General features: G+C 54.2%; 21 protein-coding genes. 13 read left to right on the top strand and 8 right to left on the bottom strand.

Annotation, left to right across the window (positions count from 1 at the left end; all coding sequences use genetic code 11):
* Window positions 1-23 precede the first annotated feature (23 nt).
* Window positions 24-710, top strand: a complete 687-nt coding sequence (locus E0765_RS02390; protein ID WP_132811617.1) for a dUTP diphosphatase — start codon at window positions 24-26, stop codon at window positions 708-710.
* 15 nt (window positions 711-725) lie between these two features.
* Here the strand turns inward: E0765_RS02390 and E0765_RS02385 are convergent, their stop codons facing one another.
* Together E0765_RS02385 and waaC are read right to left on the bottom strand one after the other, a co-directional pair.
* Entirely contained in the window at window positions 726-1607 is an 882-nt protein-coding gene (locus E0765_RS02385) for a lipid A biosynthesis lauroyl acyltransferase (protein WP_132811616.1), read from the bottom strand.
* On the bottom strand, window positions 1604-2602 hold the full coding sequence (gene waaC / locus E0765_RS02380; RefSeq protein WP_132811615.1) for a lipopolysaccharide heptosyltransferase I: 999 nt from the start codon (window positions 2600-2602) through the stop codon (window positions 1604-1606). The genes E0765_RS02385 and waaC overlap by 4 nt, the downstream gene beginning before the upstream one ends.
* A gap of 66 nt (window positions 2603-2668) precedes the next feature.
* Here waaC and E0765_RS02375 point away from each other — a divergent pair, with 66 nt between their 5' ends.
* The 8 genes from E0765_RS02375 (at window position 2669) to pssA (ending at window position 9559) form a co-directional block, all read left to right on the top strand.
* Window positions 2669-3577, top strand: coding sequence for a PDC sensor domain-containing protein (locus E0765_RS02375; protein WP_132811614.1), 909 nt, complete (start codon window positions 2669-2671; stop codon window positions 3575-3577).
* Window positions 3574-4185, top strand: coding sequence for an imidazole glycerol phosphate synthase subunit HisH (hisH, locus tag E0765_RS02370; protein ID WP_132811613.1), 612 nt, complete (start codon window positions 3574-3576; stop codon window positions 4183-4185). Before E0765_RS02375 ends, hisH begins: the two co-directional genes overlap by 4 nt.
* A gap of 15 nt (window positions 4186-4200) precedes the next feature.
* Window positions 4201-4899 (top strand): 1-(5-phosphoribosyl)-5-[(5-phosphoribosylamino)methylideneamino]imidazole-4-carboxamide isomerase, encoded by a 699-nt coding sequence (gene hisA / locus E0765_RS02365; protein WP_132811612.1) that lies wholly within the window; start codon window positions 4201-4203, stop codon window positions 4897-4899.
* 75 nt (window positions 4900-4974) lie between these two features.
* Entirely contained in the window at window positions 4975-5349 is a 375-nt protein-coding gene (locus tag E0765_RS02360) for a chemotaxis response regulator CheY (RefSeq protein WP_132811611.1), read from the top strand.
* The gene (locus E0765_RS02355; protein WP_132811610.1) at window positions 5349-6185 is read left to right on the top strand and encodes a 50S ribosomal protein L11 methyltransferase; all 837 of its coding nucleotides are present in this window, start codon (window positions 5349-5351) and stop codon (window positions 6183-6185) included. The genes E0765_RS02360 and E0765_RS02355 overlap by 1 nt, the downstream gene beginning before the upstream one ends.
* Window positions 6186-6187: 2 nt before the next feature.
* Window positions 6188-8134 (top strand): ATP-dependent zinc metalloprotease FtsH, encoded by a 1947-nt coding sequence (ftsH, locus tag E0765_RS02350; protein ID WP_132811609.1) that lies wholly within the window; start codon window positions 6188-6190, stop codon window positions 8132-8134.
* A gap of 24 nt (window positions 8135-8158) precedes the next feature.
* Window positions 8159-8806: a phosphatidylserine decarboxylase gene (locus E0765_RS02345; protein ID WP_132811608.1), complete on the top strand. Its 648-nt coding sequence runs from the start codon at window positions 8159-8161 to the stop codon at window positions 8804-8806.
* Window positions 8807-8830: 24 nt separating this feature from the next.
* Window positions 8831-9559, top strand: coding sequence for a CDP-diacylglycerol--serine O-phosphatidyltransferase (pssA, locus tag E0765_RS02340; protein ID WP_132811607.1), 729 nt, complete (start codon window positions 8831-8833; stop codon window positions 9557-9559).
* On the opposite strand, the gene E0765_RS02335 is transcribed toward pssA, so the two are convergent.
* Genes E0765_RS02335 through E0765_RS02325 form a run of 3 tightly spaced genes read right to left on the bottom strand, consistent with a single transcriptional unit; the run spans window position 9547 to window position 14109 of the window.
* On the bottom strand, window positions 9547-11889 hold the full coding sequence (locus tag E0765_RS02335) for a tetratricopeptide repeat protein (RefSeq protein WP_132811606.1): 2343 nt from the start codon (window positions 11887-11889) through the stop codon (window positions 9547-9549). The two genes, pssA and E0765_RS02335, sit on opposite strands and share 13 nt — an antisense overlap.
* Window positions 11890-11907: 18 nt before the next feature.
* The gene (gene serS, locus E0765_RS02330) at window positions 11908-13152 is read right to left on the bottom strand and encodes a serine--tRNA ligase (RefSeq protein ID WP_132811605.1); all 1245 of its coding nucleotides are present in this window, start codon (window positions 13150-13152) and stop codon (window positions 11908-11910) included.
* A gap of 54 nt (window positions 13153-13206) precedes the next feature.
* Window positions 13207-14109 carry a methylenetetrahydrofolate reductase gene (locus E0765_RS02325; protein ID WP_132811604.1) on the bottom strand — a complete coding sequence of 301 codons (903 nt, stop codon included), beginning with the start codon at window positions 14107-14109 and terminating at the stop codon, window positions 13207-13209.
* A 51-nt stretch (window positions 14110-14160) separates the two neighbouring features.
* Between E0765_RS02325 and serB the strand changes: the two genes are divergently transcribed.
* The 3 genes from serB to E0765_RS02310 all read left to right on the top strand — a co-directional run bounded on the left by serB (window position 14161) and on the right by E0765_RS02310 (window position 15637).
* Complete coding sequence (serB, locus tag E0765_RS02320; protein WP_132811603.1) at window positions 14161-14787, top strand: phosphoserine phosphatase SerB; 627 nt, start codon at window positions 14161-14163, stop codon at window positions 14785-14787.
* Window positions 14788-14789: 2 nt separating this feature from the next.
* A complete protein-coding gene (locus E0765_RS02315) occupies window positions 14790-15131 on the top strand; it encodes a hypothetical protein (protein WP_132811602.1) in 342 nt (113 codons plus the stop codon).
* Between the two features lie 173 nt (window positions 15132-15304).
* Window positions 15305-15637, top strand: a complete 333-nt coding sequence (locus E0765_RS02310; RefSeq protein ID WP_132811601.1) for a c-type cytochrome — start codon at window positions 15305-15307, stop codon at window positions 15635-15637.
* A 39-nt stretch (window positions 15638-15676) separates the two neighbouring features.
* Here the strand turns inward: E0765_RS02310 and E0765_RS02305 are convergent, their stop codons facing one another.
* Window positions 15677-16003 carry an NGG1p interacting factor NIF3 gene (locus tag E0765_RS02305; RefSeq protein WP_188109911.1) on the bottom strand — a complete coding sequence of 109 codons (327 nt, stop codon included), beginning with the start codon at window positions 16001-16003 and terminating at the stop codon, window positions 15677-15679.
* A 117-nt stretch (window positions 16004-16120) separates the two neighbouring features.
* On the opposite strand from E0765_RS02305, the gene E0765_RS02300 reads away from it, so the two are divergent.
* Window positions 16121-16984, top strand: a complete 864-nt coding sequence (locus E0765_RS02300) for a TIGR01777 family oxidoreductase (RefSeq protein ID WP_132811599.1) — start codon at window positions 16121-16123, stop codon at window positions 16982-16984.
* On the opposite strand, the gene E0765_RS02295 is transcribed toward E0765_RS02300, so the two are convergent.
* A complete protein-coding gene (locus E0765_RS02295) occupies window positions 16938-17921 on the bottom strand; it encodes a 6-phosphofructokinase (protein WP_132811598.1) in 984 nt (327 codons plus the stop codon). The genes E0765_RS02300 and E0765_RS02295 overlap by 47 nt on opposite strands.
* On the bottom strand, window positions 17918-18523 hold the full coding sequence (locus E0765_RS02290; protein ID WP_132811597.1) for an ABC-type transport auxiliary lipoprotein family protein: 606 nt from the start codon (window positions 18521-18523) through the stop codon (window positions 17918-17920). Before E0765_RS02290 ends, E0765_RS02295 begins: the two co-directional genes overlap by 4 nt.
* Window position 18524 lies beyond the last annotated feature (1 nt).

Raw genomic sequence — 18524 nt, 5'->3', positions numbered from 1 at the left:
TAGAAACTTTTTAAAGGAACGCTATGAATAAATTACTTTGTATGCTCGAACTCCAACAACGCCTCAACGACTCGACGAACGGCAAAGGGTGGGAAAAAGGGGTGACGAAAGACGGAAAGCGGATCAACTGGCGCCGTTGCGTCTACATGGAATGTGCCGAGATGATCGATTCGTTCGGATGGAAACACTGGAAAAGCATCGCGCAACCGACCGATTATGCGAACCTGCAGATTGAAATCGTCGATGTGTGGCACTTCATCATGAGCCTCGTTCTCGAAGACGGTATTTACCGCGAAGGGGAAAGCTTCGCCCAGATGGCCCAATGGATGGCCGAAACGAAAGGATACGCCGAACTTTGTGCGGCGCAGGAAGGGCAATACGATTCGGACGAAGCCCTGATGCTGAAAATCGAGATTTTGATGCGCCACGCGCTTCAACCCGCGATTGACGGCGATCTGGAGCGAATGAGCGACGATTTTTTCCGTCTGGCGGCCATGGGAGGACTTAACCTCGATACCCTCTACCGCCTCTACGTCGGGAAAAACATCCTCAACCAGTTCCGTCAGGACCACGGCTATAAAGAGGGGCATTACATCAAGGTTTGGAACGGCGAAGAGGACAACAGCGTAATGAAACGCTCTTGGGAAGCCAATCCAGACATGACCCCCGATGAACTTTATACGGCGCTGAAAGCCGCTTATCCGGCCTAAAAGCCGGGCCTTCTCTTATTTCCGGTAGATCTCCGGAAACTCCCCTTTCCACCGTTTGTGACACCAGAACCAGAATTTTGGATGCGCTCGGATGATCCGCTCGAGCGTCGTCACCAGCATCTGCGTCGCGCGTACAATGGTTTCGGGATCGTCGCCTGCGACTTCGATCGGATCTTCAAACCGGATGGTGTAGTGTTCGTCGTCTTCGGTCAGGATATAAAGCGGGACGATAGGTGCCTTGTATTTGGATGAAAGGCTCGCCGGTGTCGAGGAGTGGTAGGTGGCGTGGCCGAAAAAATCGACGGCGACGCCGTGGCGCGCGTTGCTGGCCTGATCGATCATCAGCGATACGCACCCGCCGTTTTTGAGCGTTCGCGCGAGGTGTTTGAGGGCCCCTTCTTTTTCGATCATCTCCATCCCGTGGCGGGTGCGCGCTTCGAGCAGGTAGGGATTGAACTCGGGACGGTCAAAACTTTTGTAAATGGACGTGGTGGGTACGATGAGTTTGGAAAGGGCGGTCGCTCCCAGTTCCCAGTTGCCGAAATGGGCGGAAATGAAAACGATCGGACGTCCCTGCGCGAGTAGGGCATCCACCGCTTCGCGGTTTTCGAAACAGACCGCTTTGTGGAAATCTTCGATCCGGTTGCGGCGGTTTTCCATCACCTGCAGAAAATTCAGCAGAAGGTTCCGATAGCAATAGCGCTCGATTCGCTCTGTTTCCGCTTCAGGGAGCGTTCCGCCGAAGGCAAAGGCGAGGTTTTGGGCAATGACCCGGTTGCGGGAAGGGGCCAGCCGATGGGCCAGCCATGCGAGGAAAAGGAAAAAAGCCTTGCGCCATGATCTGGGGAGTGTCATCAGCAAACGCTCCAGCAGTAAAAAAAGGCGAAAACGGGTCATAACAGTTCCTTGGCTTTTTGTACGATAAGGTCAGGATCGATTTCACGGATCGAGAAATCGTTGCGGTCGATTTTGAGAATGTTGACATTTGAGGATGACTGTATCGCGACGTTCATCGCAGTGGGATAGATCATCCGTTCGTTTGTCGGCCCGAACAATGTGATTGAGGCTCTGTTCATCGCCCACGCCATGTGGGTCGGTCCGGTATCGTTGCCGATCGTCAGATCGCACTGCGCGATAAAACCGGTCAGCTCTTTGAGCGACATTTTCGGTGCGATGAGGGCGTTGGGGGCATGGCGGGCGATCCATTCGGCATCGCTGCGCTCCGTTTCGCTTCCCCAGATGAGGTGGCATGTCATCCCCTCAAGTCCCGAACACACCTTTGCAAACAGCTCTTTGGGATAACATTTGCTGGGCCACGACGCGCCGATGACACAGGCGACCGCGGGGCGGTCGGAGGGGGAAAGAACTGGTTTCGGACCCGGTTGAAAGAGGGGCGTTTTTTCTTGGATCTGGGCTTCGGAAAAGGGGATGCCGAGCGCTTCGGTGACAACCCGGACGTTTCGACGGACGACGTTTTCGTCGTAGGGGATGGACGAAGCGGTGTCGTAAAACCATGCCGCCGCCGATTCCCGGGCGCTGAGGCGGTCGAAGCCGTGGACCGGGCCTTTGAGCAGCGAAGCGACAAAAGCCGATTTCAGCAATCCCTGAGCATCGATGATCCGGTCGTAGGGCGCACGTCTTTTAAGATCGCGGAGGGTGTGCAGCAGCAACCCGAAATCCCGGTTTTTTTTGATCCGTTTGATCGGGACGGCCACGGTTTCATTCAGAAGCGGATGGCCTTCCAGTAGCGGCGCGAATGCCTCTTCGACAAACCAGTCGATCAGCGCACCCGGATAACGCGCTTTGATGATCTGCAATACGACGGCGGTATTGACGATATCGCCCAGTGCGCTCAGCCGGACAATCGCAATTTTGGGACAGGGACTCTTCATAAGCGTAACTATAGCGCAACTAAGCTACAATCCCCATCAATAATCGCCCGCCAAAAGGAGAAAGGGATGGTCGTACAGGATATACAGCAATACGCGGAAGTCCGCCCGAAAGCACGAGCCTATTTTTGCTATCTGTTTCATAAAAACCTCCCCAACCATCTCCCCTCGGTGTCGGTCGAAGCGGTTACCGCCCGGCTGCTGAAAATCCGGGGCGACCTCAAAGGGCTCGAAGCGGCCTATCTGCTCGATGCCAAGGGAAACCAGGTCGGCCCGACCTATCTCAAAGAGGGGAAAAAGGAAGAGGATGCGGGTGCCAGCCGGTCGACGCGGGCCTACTACTACCGGGCGATGCACGAGCGGCGCTGTACCATTACCGATCCCTATCCGTCGTTGCTCAACGACGAACTGACGGTAACGGCGTCGCAGCCGATTTTCGACGAACACGGAGAGATCGTCTATGTCGCGTGCCTGGACATGCCGCTGGCCGAAGTGCTGCGGATCGCCCATCCCCTCGCGGCGGAGACATATGCGGGGAAATTTTTCCGGATCGTCTACGCGATGTTTTCGGTGGCGCTGACCTTCGTCGCGCTGCTGCTGTTCGTCAAGGGGATCGAAAGCTTCCTTTCGTACGGTTTCGGACACTATGAGCGGATCGAGATCAAGGACATCTTTGAAGCGACGATCCTTCTAACCCTGTCGCTGGCAACGTTCGATCTGGTCAAAACGATATTTGAAGAAGAGGTCCTCGGACGTCCCAAACACGACCCCTCATCGGATATCCACAAAACGATGGTCCGTTTTCTGGGATCGATCATTATCGCTCTCTCGATCGAGGCGCTGATGCTCGTCTTCAAATTCGCGATGACGGCCCCGGAGATGCTGGTTAATGCGATTTACATCATCGGCGGTGTATCGATGCTGCTGGTCGGACTGGCGGTATATATCCGTTTCACCCATCAAAAGGAGAAAATGTGATTGCGATCGTCGATTACAATATGGGAAACCTTGCCAGCGTCAAAAATGCGTTTGACCTGCTGGGTGAACGGGTAGTCGTCGAATCGGACCCCGAAAAGCTTTCGTCGTACGACAAGGTGATTTTGCCGGGAGTCGGGGCATTCGCCGACGCGATGGAACACCTCAAAACCCGTGGAATGGACGAAGCGGTCAAAGAATACACCCGCAGCGGCAAGCATTTGCTCGGAATCTGTCTTGGGATGCAGCTGTTGTTCGAATCGAGTGAAGAGTTCGGAATCAACGAAGGACTCGGCCTCATCCGCGGGCGGGTCGTCGCGTTCGATACGAGCCGTTTCCACACTCCGCTGAAAGTTCCGCACATGGGGTGGAACCGTATGTTCACCAAAAAGCACCCGCTGTTCGAAGGACTGGACGAAGCCCATTACCTCTATTTCGTCCACTCCTACCACGCCCTCTGCCAAAACGATGCCGACAGCATCGGTGAGAGCGTTTACGGGTACCGCTTTACGAGTGCAGTAGCCCACGAAAACGTCATGGGAATTCAGCCTCACCCCGAGAAAAGCCACCGGAACGGATTGAGCATTCTCGAAAACTTTATCAACCTCTGACAAGGACAGACCAGTATGACTATTTTTCCCGCGATCGACCTTAAAGACGGCAAAGCCGTCCGTTTGACGAAAGGGGCTATGGAAAGCGCCAAAATTTATTCCGACACCCCATGGGAACTCGTCAAAACGTTCGAAGAAATGGGGGCCGAATGGGTCCATCTCGTCGATCTCAACGGCGCGTTTGCCGGAGAGCCGAAAAATCTCGAGCAGATCCGGCTGATCCGCCAGAACTGCAACGTTAAACTTGAACTCGGCGGAGGAATCCGTGACGAAGCGACGATCAAACGCTACCTCGAACTGGGGATCGACCGCCTGATTCTTGGGTCTATCGCCGTCAAGGACCCCGATTTTGTGAAGGCTATGGCCGCGAAATACCCGATCGCCGTCGGAATCGACGCCGTAGACGGGTACGTAGCCGTCGAAGGGTGGGGCGAAGTGAGTTCCATGAAAGCGACCGACCTCGCACGGGCGTTTGCCGATGCGGGGGTCGAAGCGATCATTTGCACCGATGTCGGCCGTGACGGTACACTTTCGGGCGTAAATGTCGATTTTACCCTTGAGATTGCACGTGCATCGGGAGTGGCTACGATCGCCAGCGGCGGTGTCCGCGACGAATCGGACATCGAAGCGCTCCGCGCGACGGGCGAAATCGAAGGGGTGATCGTCGGAAAAGCGTTTTATGAGGGGACAATCGACCTCAAACGCTTTTTTTAAACTTCCCGCAAAGATGGATGCGTTATCATTGGGTATTAAATCCGCAAAAATTTTGAATCGACAAAAGGACGTACATTGAAATTATTGGTAGTAGATGACAGTTCGACAATGCGCCGTATTATTAAGAATACCCTTTCGCGGCTCGGCTACGAGGACGTTTTGGAAGGTGAAGACGGTGTGCAGGGATGGAATGCGTTGAATGAAAATCCCGACATGGGGATGCTGATCACGGACTGGAACATGCCCGAAATGAACGGCCTCGAGCTGGTCAAAAAAGTGCGTGCCGATGCCCGTTTTACCGATCTGCCGATCATTATGGTCACGACCGAGGGGGGAAAAGCCGAAGTTATCACGGCCCTGAAAGCCGGAGTAAACAACTATATTGTCAAACCGTTCACTCCGCAGGTCCTGAAAGAGAAGCTTGCCGCCGTTCTCGGTACTGAGGGTTGATGCAAGATTTCTATTACATGCTGGTGGTCAAACCATCATCTCACCTTGAGCTCTTCAGCGATTTTCTGATCGATCTTCTTCCCGTCGGTTTCGAAGAGACCGAGGAAGGATTCATCATCCGTAGCGAAGAAAACCTCGAAACGGTCAGTTGGGGGATCGAGCAATTCGCCGAAGCGCTTCAGCGGGCGACCGGCGAGGTAATCGACGTGGAACTTGCCCTCACCAAAGAAAAAAACGACGATTGGATTGCTCGCTACCAAGAGGCGGTCACTCCCGTCGAAATCGATCCTTTCTATATCCATCCCACCTGGGAAGAACCCAAAGAGGGGATGCTCAATATTGCCATCGATCCCGCCCTTGCGTTCGGCACCGGGCATCATCCGACCACCGCGTCATGCCTGCGTGCGGTAGCCAAGTACGTCCGCTCGGGGGACACCGTCATGGACGTCGGGTGCGGCAGCGGGATATTGGCAATGGCGGCACTTCGCAAAGGGGCGGTTGTCGATGCGTGCGATACCGATCCCCTTTCGGTCGAAAACGCGATCGCCAATGCCGCCCAAAACGGCCTCGGATACCGTCGTATCTGGGAAGGCCCGGTGCAGGATAGCACCGAGCGTTATAATGTCATAATCGCCAACATCGTCGCGGATGTCCTGGTTTTCATCGCCTCGGACCTGAAAAAACGGTTAGAAGAAGGAGGGGTGCTGATCCTCTCAGGTATCATGGATAAATATGAAGATAAAGTGCTGCGCGCATACAAGGCGATGGAACTGACCGAACGCATCGTCGAGAACGAATGGGTAACCCTCGTGATGACCCAAAAAGGAAATGGATAATTATGAGCCAAAACGAGTCGAATCCGAATCCGGATAAAAACGGCAATTTTTTCAACAAGAATCCGCTGATTACGTTTGCCATCTTCTCGATCGTCATCATCATGCTGTTCAAAGCATTCATCGGAGACGAGAACGAGCTGGCGGGAAAAATTTCGGGCCAGAACGTTACGAGAACGCAGGAGATCAGTTACGCCGATCTCAAACGCCTCATCGAAAACAAAGAGGTCGAAAAGGTATCGATCGGACAGACCTACATTCGCGCCATCGGAAACGACGGAAACGGCAAAGTGGCTTACACGACCCGCCTGGTGGGCAACGATCCGACTCTCATCGCACTCCTGGACAAACAGGGGATCAACTACAACGGCTTTTCGGAGAGCAACTGGTTTACCGAAATGTTCGGATGGCTCTTCCCGTTTCTGATCATCATTGCGATCTGGATGTTCTTCGCGGGACGCATGCAACGGAACATGGGGGGCGGAATCCTCGGGATGGGGACCTCTAAACGGCTCATCAATTCCGAAAAACCGAAAACCAAGTTCGACGATGTGGCCGGTGCGCAGGAAGCCAAAGAAGAGGTGCTTGAAATCGTCGATTTTCTTCGTTACCCCGACCGTTACGTCGAACTGGGAGCCAAGATCCCCAAAGGGGTTCTCCTCGTCGGTAGCCCCGGTACGGGTAAAACCTTGCTTGCCAAAGCGGTAGCGGGGGAGGCGGACGTTCCGTTTTTCTCGGTATCGGGCTCAAGCTTTATCGAAATGTTCGTCGGGGTCGGTGCCGCACGGGTCCGCGATCTGTTCGAGCAGGCGAAAAAAGACGCCCCATCGATCATTTTCATCGACGAAATCGACGCCATCGGTAAGAGCCGTGCGGCAGGCGGTATGATGGGGGGGAACGACGAGCGCGAACAAACCCTAAACCAGTTGCTGGCGGAGATGGACGGGTTCGGTACCGATACCCCGATCATCATCCTGGCCGCTACCAACCGCCCGGAGATTCTCGATCCCGCGTTGTTGCGGCCGGGGCGTTTTGACCGCCAGGTCCTCGTCGATAAGCCCGATTTCCAGGGACGTATCGATATCCTGAACGTCCATGTCAAAGGGATCAAAAAAGACCTCGATGTCGACATCGAGGAGATCGCCCGCCTGACTGCGGGGCTGGCGGGGGCCGATTTGGCGAACATCGTCAACGAAGCGGCGCTTCTCGCCGGACGTAAAAATCAGAAAACCGTCACGCAGGCCGATTTGCGCGAAGCGGTAGAACGGGCTATCGCCGGGCTTTCGAAAAAAAGCCGCCGTATCGACGAAAAAGAGAAAAAGATCGTCGCCTATCACGAAAGCGGCCACGCGTTGCTGGCCGAGACGACGAAGGGAGCCAAAAAAGTCTCCAAAGTCTCGATCGTTCCGCGCGGTTTGGCGGCACTGGGCTACACGCTCAATACCCCCGAAGAGAATAAATACCTGATGCAGCGGCACGAATTGTGGGCCGAAGTGGACGTATTGCTCGGCGGCCGCGCGGCGGAAGAGGTTTTCATCGGCGAAATCAGTACCGGAGCGGCGAACGACCTCGAACGCACTACCGACATCATCAAAGCGATGGTGCAGATGTACGGTATGAGCGATGTCGCCGGTCTGATGGTCCTTGAAAAACAGCGCAGCAGTTTCCTCGGCGGCGGGATGACCCAGTCGCGCGAATACAGCGATAAAATGGCCGAAGAGATGGATGCGTTCATCAAAAATTCGCTCACCGAGCGCTACAATGCCGTCAAGGCACGACTCGAAGAGTATCGCGGCGCGATCGAAAAAATCGTCGAACTGCTTTATGAAAAAGAGAACATTACCGGAGACCAGGTGCGCGAAATCATCGAGGCGTTCGAAATCGAAAACGGCATCGAAACCAAGCTTGAACCGCGTAAAGAGCACGTGGGCGAAACGACGATTTCCGAATAACCACAACCAAAGAAGGGGCACTGCATGAACATTCAAAACGATACCTTTATCCTCTCCAAACGCGGTTGGCTGATCGCGGCGGTGGTGGGTGCACTGTTCCTCTTTTTTACGATGACGGGGCTTCATCTGTTCCAGTTTGTCTTCGGCGCGTTGCTGCTGGCACTGCTGGCGATTTTCCGCAATCCGGAGCGCAACACCGCAGCGTACGAACCCGACGCGATCATCAGTAGCGTCGACGGCGTAGTACTTTCGGTGGAAGAGGTGAATGTGGAGGAGCGGAAAATGGTCAAAATGACGGTGCTCAATTCCCTCTGGGACGTTTCGGTTCTCCGTTCTCCGTTCGACGCGACGGTCGAAGGGTACAAAATTCGCCGTGGGGCTTCGTTGCCGTTGTATAATCCGTTGGCCGACACCCTGAACGAAAAAGCGGTGCTGTCCTTTCGTTCGTCTAAGGGGAACGAAATGTACGTAGAACACATCAGCGAACAGAACTGTTTCCCCATCGGCGTCGACGCCGAAGTGGGTCAGAGATTCAAAGAGGGTGCGCGTTACGGATTCCTGGCCAAGGGGCGCAGCGTGCTGTATTTCCCGGACAATGTCCGTCTTTCGGTCAATGCGGGGAACAGCCTCCGCGCGGGTGAAAGTGTTATCGGCTACTTCGGCGCTGCCTGAGCCGATCGCTTGTAAGGCCGGAAAATGATCCGCAAAGACCCTCCCCCTCCGATCGCCTATCTTCTCCCCAACTTTTTTACCGCCGCGTCGATTTTTACCGGTTTTTACGCGATCGCCCTGGCGCTGGAGGGATCGTTTTTAGCTTCGGCATGGTTTATTTTCCTGGCACTTATCTTCGACGGCCTTGACGGTCGCGTCGCCCGTATGACCAATACGGCAAGCCATTTCGGGGTAGAGTTCGATTCTCTGGCCGATATCGTCGCGTTCGGGGTCGCGCCGGCGTTTTTGATGTACCTGTACGTGGGGGAAGAATACGGGCGTATCGGCATCGTCGCCAGTGCCCTTTTTATCATTTTCGGAGCGGTGCGACTGGCGCGGTTTAACGTTACGACCTCGCGAATAGAGCCCAGTGTATTTATCGGCTTGCCCATTCCGACCGCCGCAATCATGATCGCGATCGCCGTGTTGCTGCTGGAACGTTATCCCCAATACGCTGAAGTGAAATTTCTCATGTTGCCTCTGGGAATGGTGCTTGCGGTATTGATGGTCAGTAATATCCGTTATCCGAGCTTCAAAAAAATCAACTTCAAATCGTTCCATTTCCTCCGTTTTCTTGTCGGAGTGATCGTCCTCGCCATGGGGATTTTCATTTATCCGATCGAGGGAATGGCGCTTGTTGCCGCTTTGTACCTCGTTTACGGCCCCTTAAGAGCCTCGTTTTACCTTATCCGCCGATTTGTTCACAGAGCGTGATATTTATGCGGTTCGTTCGCTAATTTGTCGGTATCGATTGCGAAATCGAAATAGCGCGAAACGAACCCGTTATTCCCTAGCCGGCTGAGCTGTCCCGCTCCGGCGGCGTTGTTCTGTGCCTGGAGATAGAGCAGTCCAAGCGCGTAGCGCGTCTCGGCAAAGGCGGGATTGGTCAGCTTGGAGAGTTCAAGCAGCGCGATCGCGTTTTCGTAGTGTTCGGCTCCGATGGAAGCGCACGCGCCCAGAAACAGGGTTTGTCCGTCTTTGATTTTATGGGTGTCGACGAGCTGGTTGTAGAGCGCGTAGGATTCTTCAAACTGGCGGTTGAACAGATAGGCCTGCGCGAGCGCGCCGGTGATGTCGACCGTATTGCCTCCCGTGGTCTGCAATTGCCGTTTGAGCCGTTCGATCATCGGAGCAAGCTGACCTGTCATTACGCTCATCGTCACGGCGCGGTCACGGGTGATCTGGGGACCGTAATAAAGATCGTCGTAGCGGAGGTTTTTGGTTTTGAGATAATTGATTGCCGACGAGGCGAATGCTTTGGGTTTTTGGCGTTTGAAATGGGCGTCGATGTAAAGCAGGTGGGGCAGCATGTCCGCAGGCTGCATTTTTATCAGTTTTTCGGAAGATTTCTTCGCCTCGTCATCATCCGCGTTTTCAAGAGCAATAAGGGTTTTTAGCCCGACATAGAACGGACGTTCCTTATAGCGGTTGTCGAGCCATTTCGACGCTCCGGGAAAGTTGTTCTGCGCGATTTCGAGAACCGTCCGGTAAAGTTCGAACTCTTCGGTTGCGGGTTCTTTCGAGAGGTTTTCTTTGAGAATGGAGGAGAGTTTGGCGTTATGGCGTCCGATCAGGTCGGAACTCATAAGCGCAAAGATTCCCGAAAGATAGTTGTCGGCATCGAGATGATAGGAGCGGAGAAAATGCTCGTATGCCTTCGGAAAATCGCCCATTTGGGCATACGTCAACCCGAGGTTGTAATGGAGGATCGAATGTTTCGGATTGTTTTTGAGTAGGGCATTGAACTGCGCGTTGGCGTCGCGGATCCGAAAGTCGAGTGCTTTTTGGATGGCCAGGGCGATACCGTGGTCGATGATCGAAAGCCGGGTACTGTTTTCAAGGTAGGATTTTGCCCCTTCCATGTTGTCGACGTAGATACTGGCGTTCCCTTTTTGAATATAGTTGACGGCCTGAGAGGCATTGAAAATCTTGTAGGGGGCGAAATAAAAAACCGTCTGGAAGTTTTTGGATTTTGCCCCGTGCTTCTGGCTCCGGTAGATGCTTTGTGCCGCATCGGGCTCGAACAGCGACGGTTTGAGGAAAACCCGGATGGGGTAGGGGGTATAAACCTTGTCGGGATAGGCCTGGGTCGTTTTGCGGATCAGACCGGCCGCCTCTTCCTGCAGTCCCATTTTCAGGTTGACAAAGGCCAGGGCGAGGCTTTCTTGTATAGGTTCGGGGTTTTGCATCATTGCGTCGGAGAGATATTTTTTGGCGTTTCGAAGATCGCCCGTGTTGGCATAAAGAAGGCCGAGCGAAAACGAGTCCTCTTCCTGCAGGGGATTTTCGAGTGCCTGGATCGCATTGGGGTAGTTGCCGTAGAGGGCGCTGATTTTTGCGCGCAGTTTGTTCTGGGTTGTGAGGTACTCTTCGGATGTAGGGTGCTTGAGTGCGCTGAGTGCTTCGGGATAATGCCCTTTGTAATAATGGATCAAGGTATAGTAATACGAATAGAGCGGTGAATTGGTCTCCTGGGGCAGATAGGCCAGTGCCAGGTCGATATAGTAATTGAAATCTTTTTCCCGTTTGAGATGAAGCGAACAGACCGCCGCGTTGATCGCGCTGACGCAGCGGTTCTCGCTGCTGGCGATGGAACGTTTGAAGTTGTCGAGCGCCTGGGAATATTTTCCTTCTTTGAGCTGGATGACCCCCAGGTTGTATTGGGAGATCGCTTCGGAATAGAGGGCGATTTTCTGGTAGAGCTTGAGGGCTTCGGCGGTTTCACCGTTGGCGTAGAGGGTATTGGCCTTGTCGATCATTTTTTCCAGTTCGCTGGGCTCGATGATCTCTTCTTTGGGGGTTGCATGCGCTTCGTTGATGGCCGTTTTACCCGAAGCCGCCGGAGCTTCATGAGAAGAGAACAGGACGTACCCGCCCCCTCCGGCGAGGGCAAGGAGCAAAGCGGCGGCACCGATAACGATCCGTTTCTTCTTGCGGGCGGCAGCTTCGTCGGATGTCTCACCCGGCTTGGGCTCGTTCGGGGACCCTTCGCTCTGGGTTTCCCCCTCTTCGATGATGATGATCTCTTCTTGGGTATCGGCCATACGGTCTCTTTATTCGTTTTAGAGGTATTTGTGCAACACTTGTGGAATCCGGATCGAACCGTCTTCTTGCTGGAAATTTTCCATGATGGCTATCATCGTCCGTCCGACGGCCAGACTTGAACCGTTGAGGGTATGGGCGAGAAGATTTTTTCCCTCTTCCTTGTAGCGGATGCGGGCACGGCGGGCCTGAAAATCGCGGGTATTGGAGACCGAACTGATTTCACGGTAGGTGTTCTGCCCGGGGAGCCACACCTCCAGGTCGACCGTTTTGGCCGCGCCGAAACCGAGGTCCCCCGTACAAAGGGTGACGAGACGGTGGGGTAGCTCAAGGGCTTTGAGCAAATCGGAGGCACACGCTACCATCTCTTCAAACACCGCATCGCTCTGGTCGGTACGGGTGATACTGACCAGCTCGACCTTATGGAACTGGTGCTGGCGAATCATCCCGCGAACGTCGCGTCCGCCGCTTCCGGCTTCTTTGCGGAAGCATGAGGTGTAACCGGTCATTTTGATCGGGAGTTCGGCAGCGGAGAGGATTTCATCCTGATAGAGGTTGGTGAGAGGGACTTCGGCGGTCGGGATCAGGAACAGTTCTTCCTCCTCGACTTTGAAAAGATCCTCTTCGAATTTGGGAAGCTGTCCGGTCCCCTCCAGCGCACGCCGGTTGACGAGCGAGGGAACGCTCACCTCTTCGAATCCGCGTTCGCGGTTGAAGTCGAGCATGAAATTAATCAGCGCCCGCTCCAGTCGCGCTCCCATGCCGCTGACCACGCTAAAGCGGCTTTTGGCCAGCTTGACGCCGCGTTCGAAATCGATCCAGCCGTTTTGCTCGGCCAGTTCCCAGTGCTCTTTGGGCCGGAATGAAAACGTCGGCGGGGTGAGGATTTTGCGGATTTCGACGTTCTCGTTCTCGTCCTCGCCCGCAGGGACGTCGCTATCAGGAATGTTGGGGACGCGCATGATGAGTGCATCGAGGGCCTCTTCGGCCTGGCGTTGTACTTCGAGAAGCTCGGCAACGAGGGTTTTGTTGGCGTCGACCTGCTCTTTGAGTTCGTCGGTGTTTTTCCCCTCTTTTCTGTACTGGCCGAAAAGTTTGCTCAATTCGTTCTGCTTCGCCTGGGCATTCTCGTAAGCGGTTTTTGCCGCTTTAAGCGCTTCGTTGGCAATTTTGAGCTCTTCGATCGTCTCGGCGGAGACTTTTTTGCGCATCAGCGCGGAGGCGGTTTCGTCAAAATTTTTCTGGAGAAGTTTTACATCGATCATAAAGCATTATTCCTGCATTAAAAAGTGATCGATTATAGCCAAAAGCGGCTGAAATTAGCTCAAAATCGCCTTGGCCAGTTCGAACTGGTTCGCCGTCATGATATGGATTTTCGGGTGGAGGGCTTTGAGCTCCTCGAAGAGGTTTTTGCTGAGGTCAAATCCCACGCGGTACTCCTCTTCGGGACTGCGTGCCGCTGCGGCTTCGAGGGCTTCGACCCAGCCTTGCGGGACGAAGATTCCCGGGACGTTCTCGTCGAGGAAGCGTGCGGTCCGAAGTTTCGTGATCGGGAAGTAGCCCAGAACGAGGACCGAAGCGGCGCTGTGCTCGGCGTTGGCATTCTCCATCATTTCCAGCAGCTTCCGGGCGTTTTCGAGATCGTAAACGGGCTGGGAGATAACGCCGATCGCGCCGTGCGAAACTTTTTTGGACATTTTCTTCTGCAGCGTCGCGGCGCTTTTGGCGTAGGCGTCGGTGACGGCAAAGGGGTAAATCTCCTGTACGGGGGAAAGGAGTTTCTGCCCCGCCATATCGGTGCCGGCGTTGAGGGTGGCGATGATGTCGAGGAGGAGTTTGCTGTTGGCTTCGAAAACCCCTTTGGCGTGAGGCTGGTCAGAATAGTGGGCGCTGTCCCCGGTGAGGGCGAGGATCGCACGGACGTCGGCCTCGTTGGCCCCCAGCAGGTCAGACTGCAGCGCGATACGGTTGCGGTCGCGCATGCTCATGGTGGCCAGTACCGGAAGGCCAAAGCGGTTCTGGAGCATCTGTGCGGCGAAGAGGGCGTTGTATTTGAGTTTCGCCAGCGGGTTGTCGGTCGTACTGAATCCGTCGACGAGGTGCTGTAGGCCGAGCGATTCGATTTTATCGACCGTTGGGGCGAAGCGGGCCGAACGCGACGGTGTGGTTTCGAGGGTGATGTAGGTCTCGTTTCGGAGTTTACGGATGAATGATTCGAACAAAAGGTACCCTTGGATATAATTGCGCCATTATAACAAAGAGGATGAAGTCTTTTGATTAAGTTAGCGGTATTTGATTTCGATTCGACCTTGATGGACGGGGAAACGATCGATTTTTTTGCGGAAGCGCTGGGGATCGGTGCCGAGGTTTCGGCCATCACCGAACGGGCTATGAACGGTGAGCTCGATTTTTTCGAAAGCCTGCAGCAGCGGGTAGGGCTGTTGAAAGGGCTGGAGTTTTCCAAAGTGGAGAAGATCTGCCATAACCTCCCTTACATGCCTGGCGCGGCCGAGACCATCGCCGATCTCAAGGCACGGGGCATTAAAGTGGTCTGCTTTAGCGGGGGATTCCGCAGCGCGACGTCGCACGCAAAAGGAATCTTGGGGTACGACGCCGATTTCTCGAACGTCTTGCACGAGAAACACGGCCGTCTTACGGGGCTTGTAGGCGGCGACATGATGTTCGATTTCTCCAAAGGGGACATGCTGCTGCGGTTGCAGGGACTTTTCGGGATCAGTCCCGAAGAGACGATGGTGGTCGGGGACGGTGCGAACGATCGCTCGATGTTCGCCCATGCCGGGACGCGGGTGGCCTTTTGTGCCAAGGAGATCCTCAAAAAAGAGGCGAACGTTATCGTCGAGACGAAAGATTTGACGCAGATCATCACAAAGGTATTTTAACCATGCTAGAAAATTCACTCTGGACCCAGTACAACCCCGATAAAACGATCCGCGAAGTACTCGCACGCGTATACGGATGCAGCGCCGTCGAGATCGGTGAGGATGAACGGGAACTCTACGCGGCCCTTAAACGCCATCTGACCAAAAAAGAGCTCAAAATGGTGATAATGAACGAAGCGGGCTGTGCCCCCGAAGCGATTGCCGAGGAAGTTGGGTTGGACGCAGAAGCCCTGCGGAAGGCCCAGTACAAAGCGTACCGCAAAATCCGGCAGGAAAAAATCCGGCGCGAGGTCAACGTCGGAATGCCGCAGGAAGAACCGGAAGATAACGGTGATGAACAGTAACGTGAAGCTTTGATACAATTTTGATAAAATAAGCTGAAAAACTATCACATTTACATAACATTAAACCTCTATTTACCCTTTATGGGATATGATGTCCGGCATCAAGACATCTTCACCGTTTTTTCGGAAACGTTGAAGGTGTCTTAAACCATTAAATTTCGTAGGAGAACGACATGAAAAAGTCTGCTTCATGCTTTCTTGCTGCACTTGTAGCGGTAGGAATGATGAGTACAGCCGCATCTGCGGATGTCAAAAAAGGGCAAAAAGCCTATTTGAAAACCTGTAAAAACTGCCACGGCAGCGGTACAAAAGGTGCTGCGATGCATACTCAGGACGAGTGGGATGACCTTTTCGCCAACGGTGCGGCAAAAATCATCAAAGCGCACGCAAACGACAAATCGGCGGCTTACTTCAACGGCGATCTGTTCAAAAGCCAGGCTCAAGACCTGCGCGACTTCCTGTTCGAATACGGTTCGGATTCAGGAAACGTTCCTTCTTGCGGCTGATACCGCCTTTTTTGCCCCTTTGGGGGCATCTTCTCCCCTCTATTTAAAATCTTCCAGCGTTTTCAGTTCGATAACCCCGTAAGCCGGTTCCTCGTAGGGATGGTTCTCTTTTAATGCCCGTAAAACCTTTTTGAGATTTTCGACCGAGCAGAGCGTTTCGATTTTGATCTCTTCGACGTATTCAACCGTATCGATGCTTCCGATGGCGGGATTCGCTCCCCGAAGCGGCCGGAATTGTCCCCTGCCGCCGCACTCCCAGCTGCAACGGTCATAATTTTCGTATTTGCCGGCACCTGCTGCAAACAGTGCTTCTTTAAGATTTTCAGCATCCCCGGCAGGGACGTAGACGATCAGTTGGTACAGCATGGCGATTCCTTTGGTTTAGAACAGGATTAAAGTGTCGAATCAATTATAACTTTAAACCTCCCATACCCCTTTTAAGTTACAATCGTCGCAGAGAGCCAACAAAGGATTTGTGATTTCATGAAAATAGTCATTTGCGGTATGAGCGGCTTTGTAGGAAGCGCGTTGGAAAAGTATTTTCGAGGGAAAGGTGATGAAGTTCATGCATTGAGCATTCGGGACTGCACGGATGCCGATATAATTGCTTCGGGAGTGGAAGGATCGGACGTACTTATCAATTTGGCGGGAGCGAATATCCTCGGGAGATGGACCCATGAATATAAACAGCTACTTCGTCAAAGCCGGTGGGAAACGACCGAAAAGATCGTCAGCGGCATCAAACGGTGCGCGCGGCCTCCGCGTGTTTTCCTGAATGCTTCGGCAGTAGGAATCTATGACAGTTTCCATCAGCATGACGAACACTCGCGTCATACGGCGGATGATTTTCTGGCTGATCTTGTCCGTGGATGGGAAAGTGCGGCGATGAAGGCACAGTCGGAGCAAACACGGGTGTGCCTGATGCGTTTTGGGGTGGTTTACGGCAACGGCGGGGGGGCAATGGCCAAGATGCTTCCTCCGTTTCGCTTGGGGCTCGGGGGAAAAATGGGGGACGGATACCAGATGATTTCGTGGATACATCTGGCCGATCTCGTCCGCGCGTGCGAGTTCTTGATCGAACATCCACAGATTGAAGGGGTCGTTAATTTTACCGCGCTCGAGCCCATCAGCAACCTGGCACAGACCAAAGCGATGAGCCGTATTCTTCAGCGCCCCGCCTTTTTTGACCTTCCCGCATGGCTGGTGAAACTCATTTTCGGGGAAGGATCGTGCGTGATGCTCGATTCCAAAGAGGTGTACCCCCGCCGTTTGCAGGAAGCGGGGTTTACGTTTTTATACCCTACCTTTGACAGCGCGATGGAAGAAATTGCCCGCGCCCGAGACTAAGCAGCTCCTCGTCGAGACGGTAGGGGTGTAACGCGACTTCGTCGATCGTGCGGAATACGAAGTGGCTTTTGGTATAACAGATGACCGAATCGGTTTTTCCCGCAAGGAGGGCGTCGATGGCGTAGGTAACAAAACGGTAGGCCATCAAGCGATCATAGACGCTCGGGTTTCCGCCGCGCTGGGTATGCCCCAGTACATTCACCCGGGCTTCGAAGCCGAGCTCACGCTCAAACCATTCGGCAACCGTCGACGAAGCGTTCAGCGCTTCGGATACAACAGCGATAAAATAATCCCTTCCGGACGACGTTTGGGACGCGAAACACTCTTTGTACTCCTCTATGTCAACCGGAATTTCGGGAATCAGGCACAACTCCGCCCCCGAAGTAAGAGCCGAGACAAGGGCAAGGTAGCCGCAGTTTCGTCCCATCGTTTCGACAACGAAGGCGCGTCGGAATGATGACGCCGTATCGCGGATCTGGTCGATCGCGTTACGGATCACTCCCAGGGCGGTATCGACTCCCAGACAGTAATCGGTTCCGTTGATGTCGTTGTCGATGGTTGAGGGGATCCCGCAAAAAGCGATGCCGCTCTCTTTGTAAAACTGTTCCATCCCGCGGAAACTTCCATCTCCCCCGAGTACGACGAGCATGGAAATGCCACGTTTGCGGAGGTTCTCCGCGGCGACCCTGCGGTAGCTGCTCTCTTTGAACCGTTCGGAACGGGCCGAACCGATTTTCGTTCCTCCCCGGGTGATGATCCCCGATACGTCCGAATATCCGGCCGGAACGATCCGGTCGTCGATGAGCCCCTCGTAGCCGTGGTATACGAAAAAAGGATTTAAATTATTGGCAAACGCATACTCGACGAAGCGTTTGAGGGCAGGATTCATCCCCGAAACGTCTCCTCCCGAGCAGAGGATCGCGATGTTTTGATTCATGGTTTCTCCTGTAGATAGTCCGCCAGCCATTCGGTGCTCTGACGGGCAAGTTCGCGGGTGGCGCGGCTGAGGGCGTCGACACCACCTTTGGCATCGTCGGTTGCGGCGGCAGCGACGATTTGAAACCGTTTGGAAGCAAGCGTCTGTTTGGTTTTCGGATCGACGAGGCGATAGGTCATGTCGATGTAGCCTTCACTCCCCCCATTGGGGCGAAAACGGTGCTCAAAGGAAGTGAGATCCGACTCGAGCAGGTGCGAAGGTGCGGCGGCCGAACCGGGGGGAAGGACCGCGGCGTAGAGTTTTTTGTTTTGCAGCGATGAGACCAGCGTCCGTTCGATCAGCAAAGCGGGGGCATCGCTCCATCGGCTGTAGAGGTATTCGCCTGATTCCCCCTGCGGACGCAGATAGCGAAGGCTCTTCGTGCCCAGCGAGGGGAGGGTACGGGTCGGGGCGAGTTTAACCGTTCCCCCATGGCGCGGTGCTGAGATGTCGGGGGAAGCCTCCGGCAGGGGCAGAATCGTGTAGACACTGCTTGCGGGGGAGTTCAGCGAACATCCCGCAAACGTCAATGCGCCGAGAAACAAAAGGAGGGATCGTTGCATG

Source organism: Sulfuricurvum sp. IAE1, assembly GCF_004347735.1.
Taxonomy (GTDB): Bacteria; Campylobacterota; Campylobacteria; order Campylobacterales; family Sulfurimonadaceae; genus Sulfuricurvum.
Note: the sequence above shows the minus strand (reverse complement) of the source record. Positions and strands in the feature narration are given on the sequence as shown.

What these genes read in the sequence shown, in the direction of transcription:
- E0765_RS02390 (WP_132811617.1), top strand. Translation starts at nt 24, where the DNA reads ATGAATAAATTACTTTGTATGCTCGAACTCCAACAACGCCTCAACGAC.
- E0765_RS02385 (WP_132811616.1), bottom strand. Translation starts at nt 1,607, where the DNA reads ATGACCCGTTTTCGCCTTTTTTTACTGCTGGAGCGTTTGCTGATGACA.
- waaC (WP_132811615.1), bottom strand. Translation starts at nt 2,602, where the DNA reads ATGAAGAGTCCCTGTCCCAAAATTGCGATTGTCCGGCTGAGCGCACTG.
- E0765_RS02375 (WP_132811614.1), top strand. Translation starts at nt 2,669, where the DNA reads ATGGTCGTACAGGATATACAGCAATACGCGGAAGTCCGCCCGAAAGCA.
- hisA (WP_132811612.1), top strand. Translation starts at nt 4,201, where the DNA reads ATGACTATTTTTCCCGCGATCGACCTTAAAGACGGCAAAGCCGTCCGT.
- E0765_RS02355 (WP_132811610.1), top strand. Translation starts at nt 5,349, where the DNA reads ATGCAAGATTTCTATTACATGCTGGTGGTCAAACCATCATCTCACCTT.
- ftsH (WP_132811609.1), top strand. Translation starts at nt 6,188, where the DNA reads ATGAGCCAAAACGAGTCGAATCCGAATCCGGATAAAAACGGCAATTTT.
- E0765_RS02345 (WP_132811608.1), top strand. Translation starts at nt 8,159, where the DNA reads ATGAACATTCAAAACGATACCTTTATCCTCTCCAAACGCGGTTGGCTG.
- pssA (WP_132811607.1), top strand. Translation starts at nt 8,831, where the DNA reads ATGATCCGCAAAGACCCTCCCCCTCCGATCGCCTATCTTCTCCCCAAC.
- E0765_RS02335 (WP_132811606.1), bottom strand. Translation starts at nt 11,889, where the DNA reads ATGGCCGATACCCAAGAAGAGATCATCATCATCGAAGAGGGGGAAACC.
- serS (WP_132811605.1), bottom strand. Translation starts at nt 13,152, where the DNA reads ATGATCGATGTAAAACTTCTCCAGAAAAATTTTGACGAAACCGCCTCC.
- E0765_RS02315 (WP_132811602.1), top strand. Translation starts at nt 14,790, where the DNA reads ATGCTAGAAAATTCACTCTGGACCCAGTACAACCCCGATAAAACGATC.
- E0765_RS02310 (WP_132811601.1), top strand. Translation starts at nt 15,305, where the DNA reads ATGAAAAAGTCTGCTTCATGCTTTCTTGCTGCACTTGTAGCGGTAGGA.
- E0765_RS02305 (WP_188109911.1), bottom strand. Translation starts at nt 16,003, where the DNA reads ATGCTGTACCAACTGATCGTCTACGTCCCTGCCGGGGATGCTGAAAAT.
- E0765_RS02300 (WP_132811599.1), top strand. Translation starts at nt 16,121, where the DNA reads ATGAAAATAGTCATTTGCGGTATGAGCGGCTTTGTAGGAAGCGCGTTG.
- E0765_RS02295 (WP_132811598.1), bottom strand. Translation starts at nt 17,921, where the DNA reads ATGAATCAAAACATCGCGATCCTCTGCTCGGGAGGAGACGTTTCGGGG.
- E0765_RS02290 (WP_132811597.1), bottom strand. Translation starts at nt 18,523, where the DNA reads ATGCAACGATCCCTCCTTTTGTTTCTCGGCGCATTGACGTTTGCGGGA.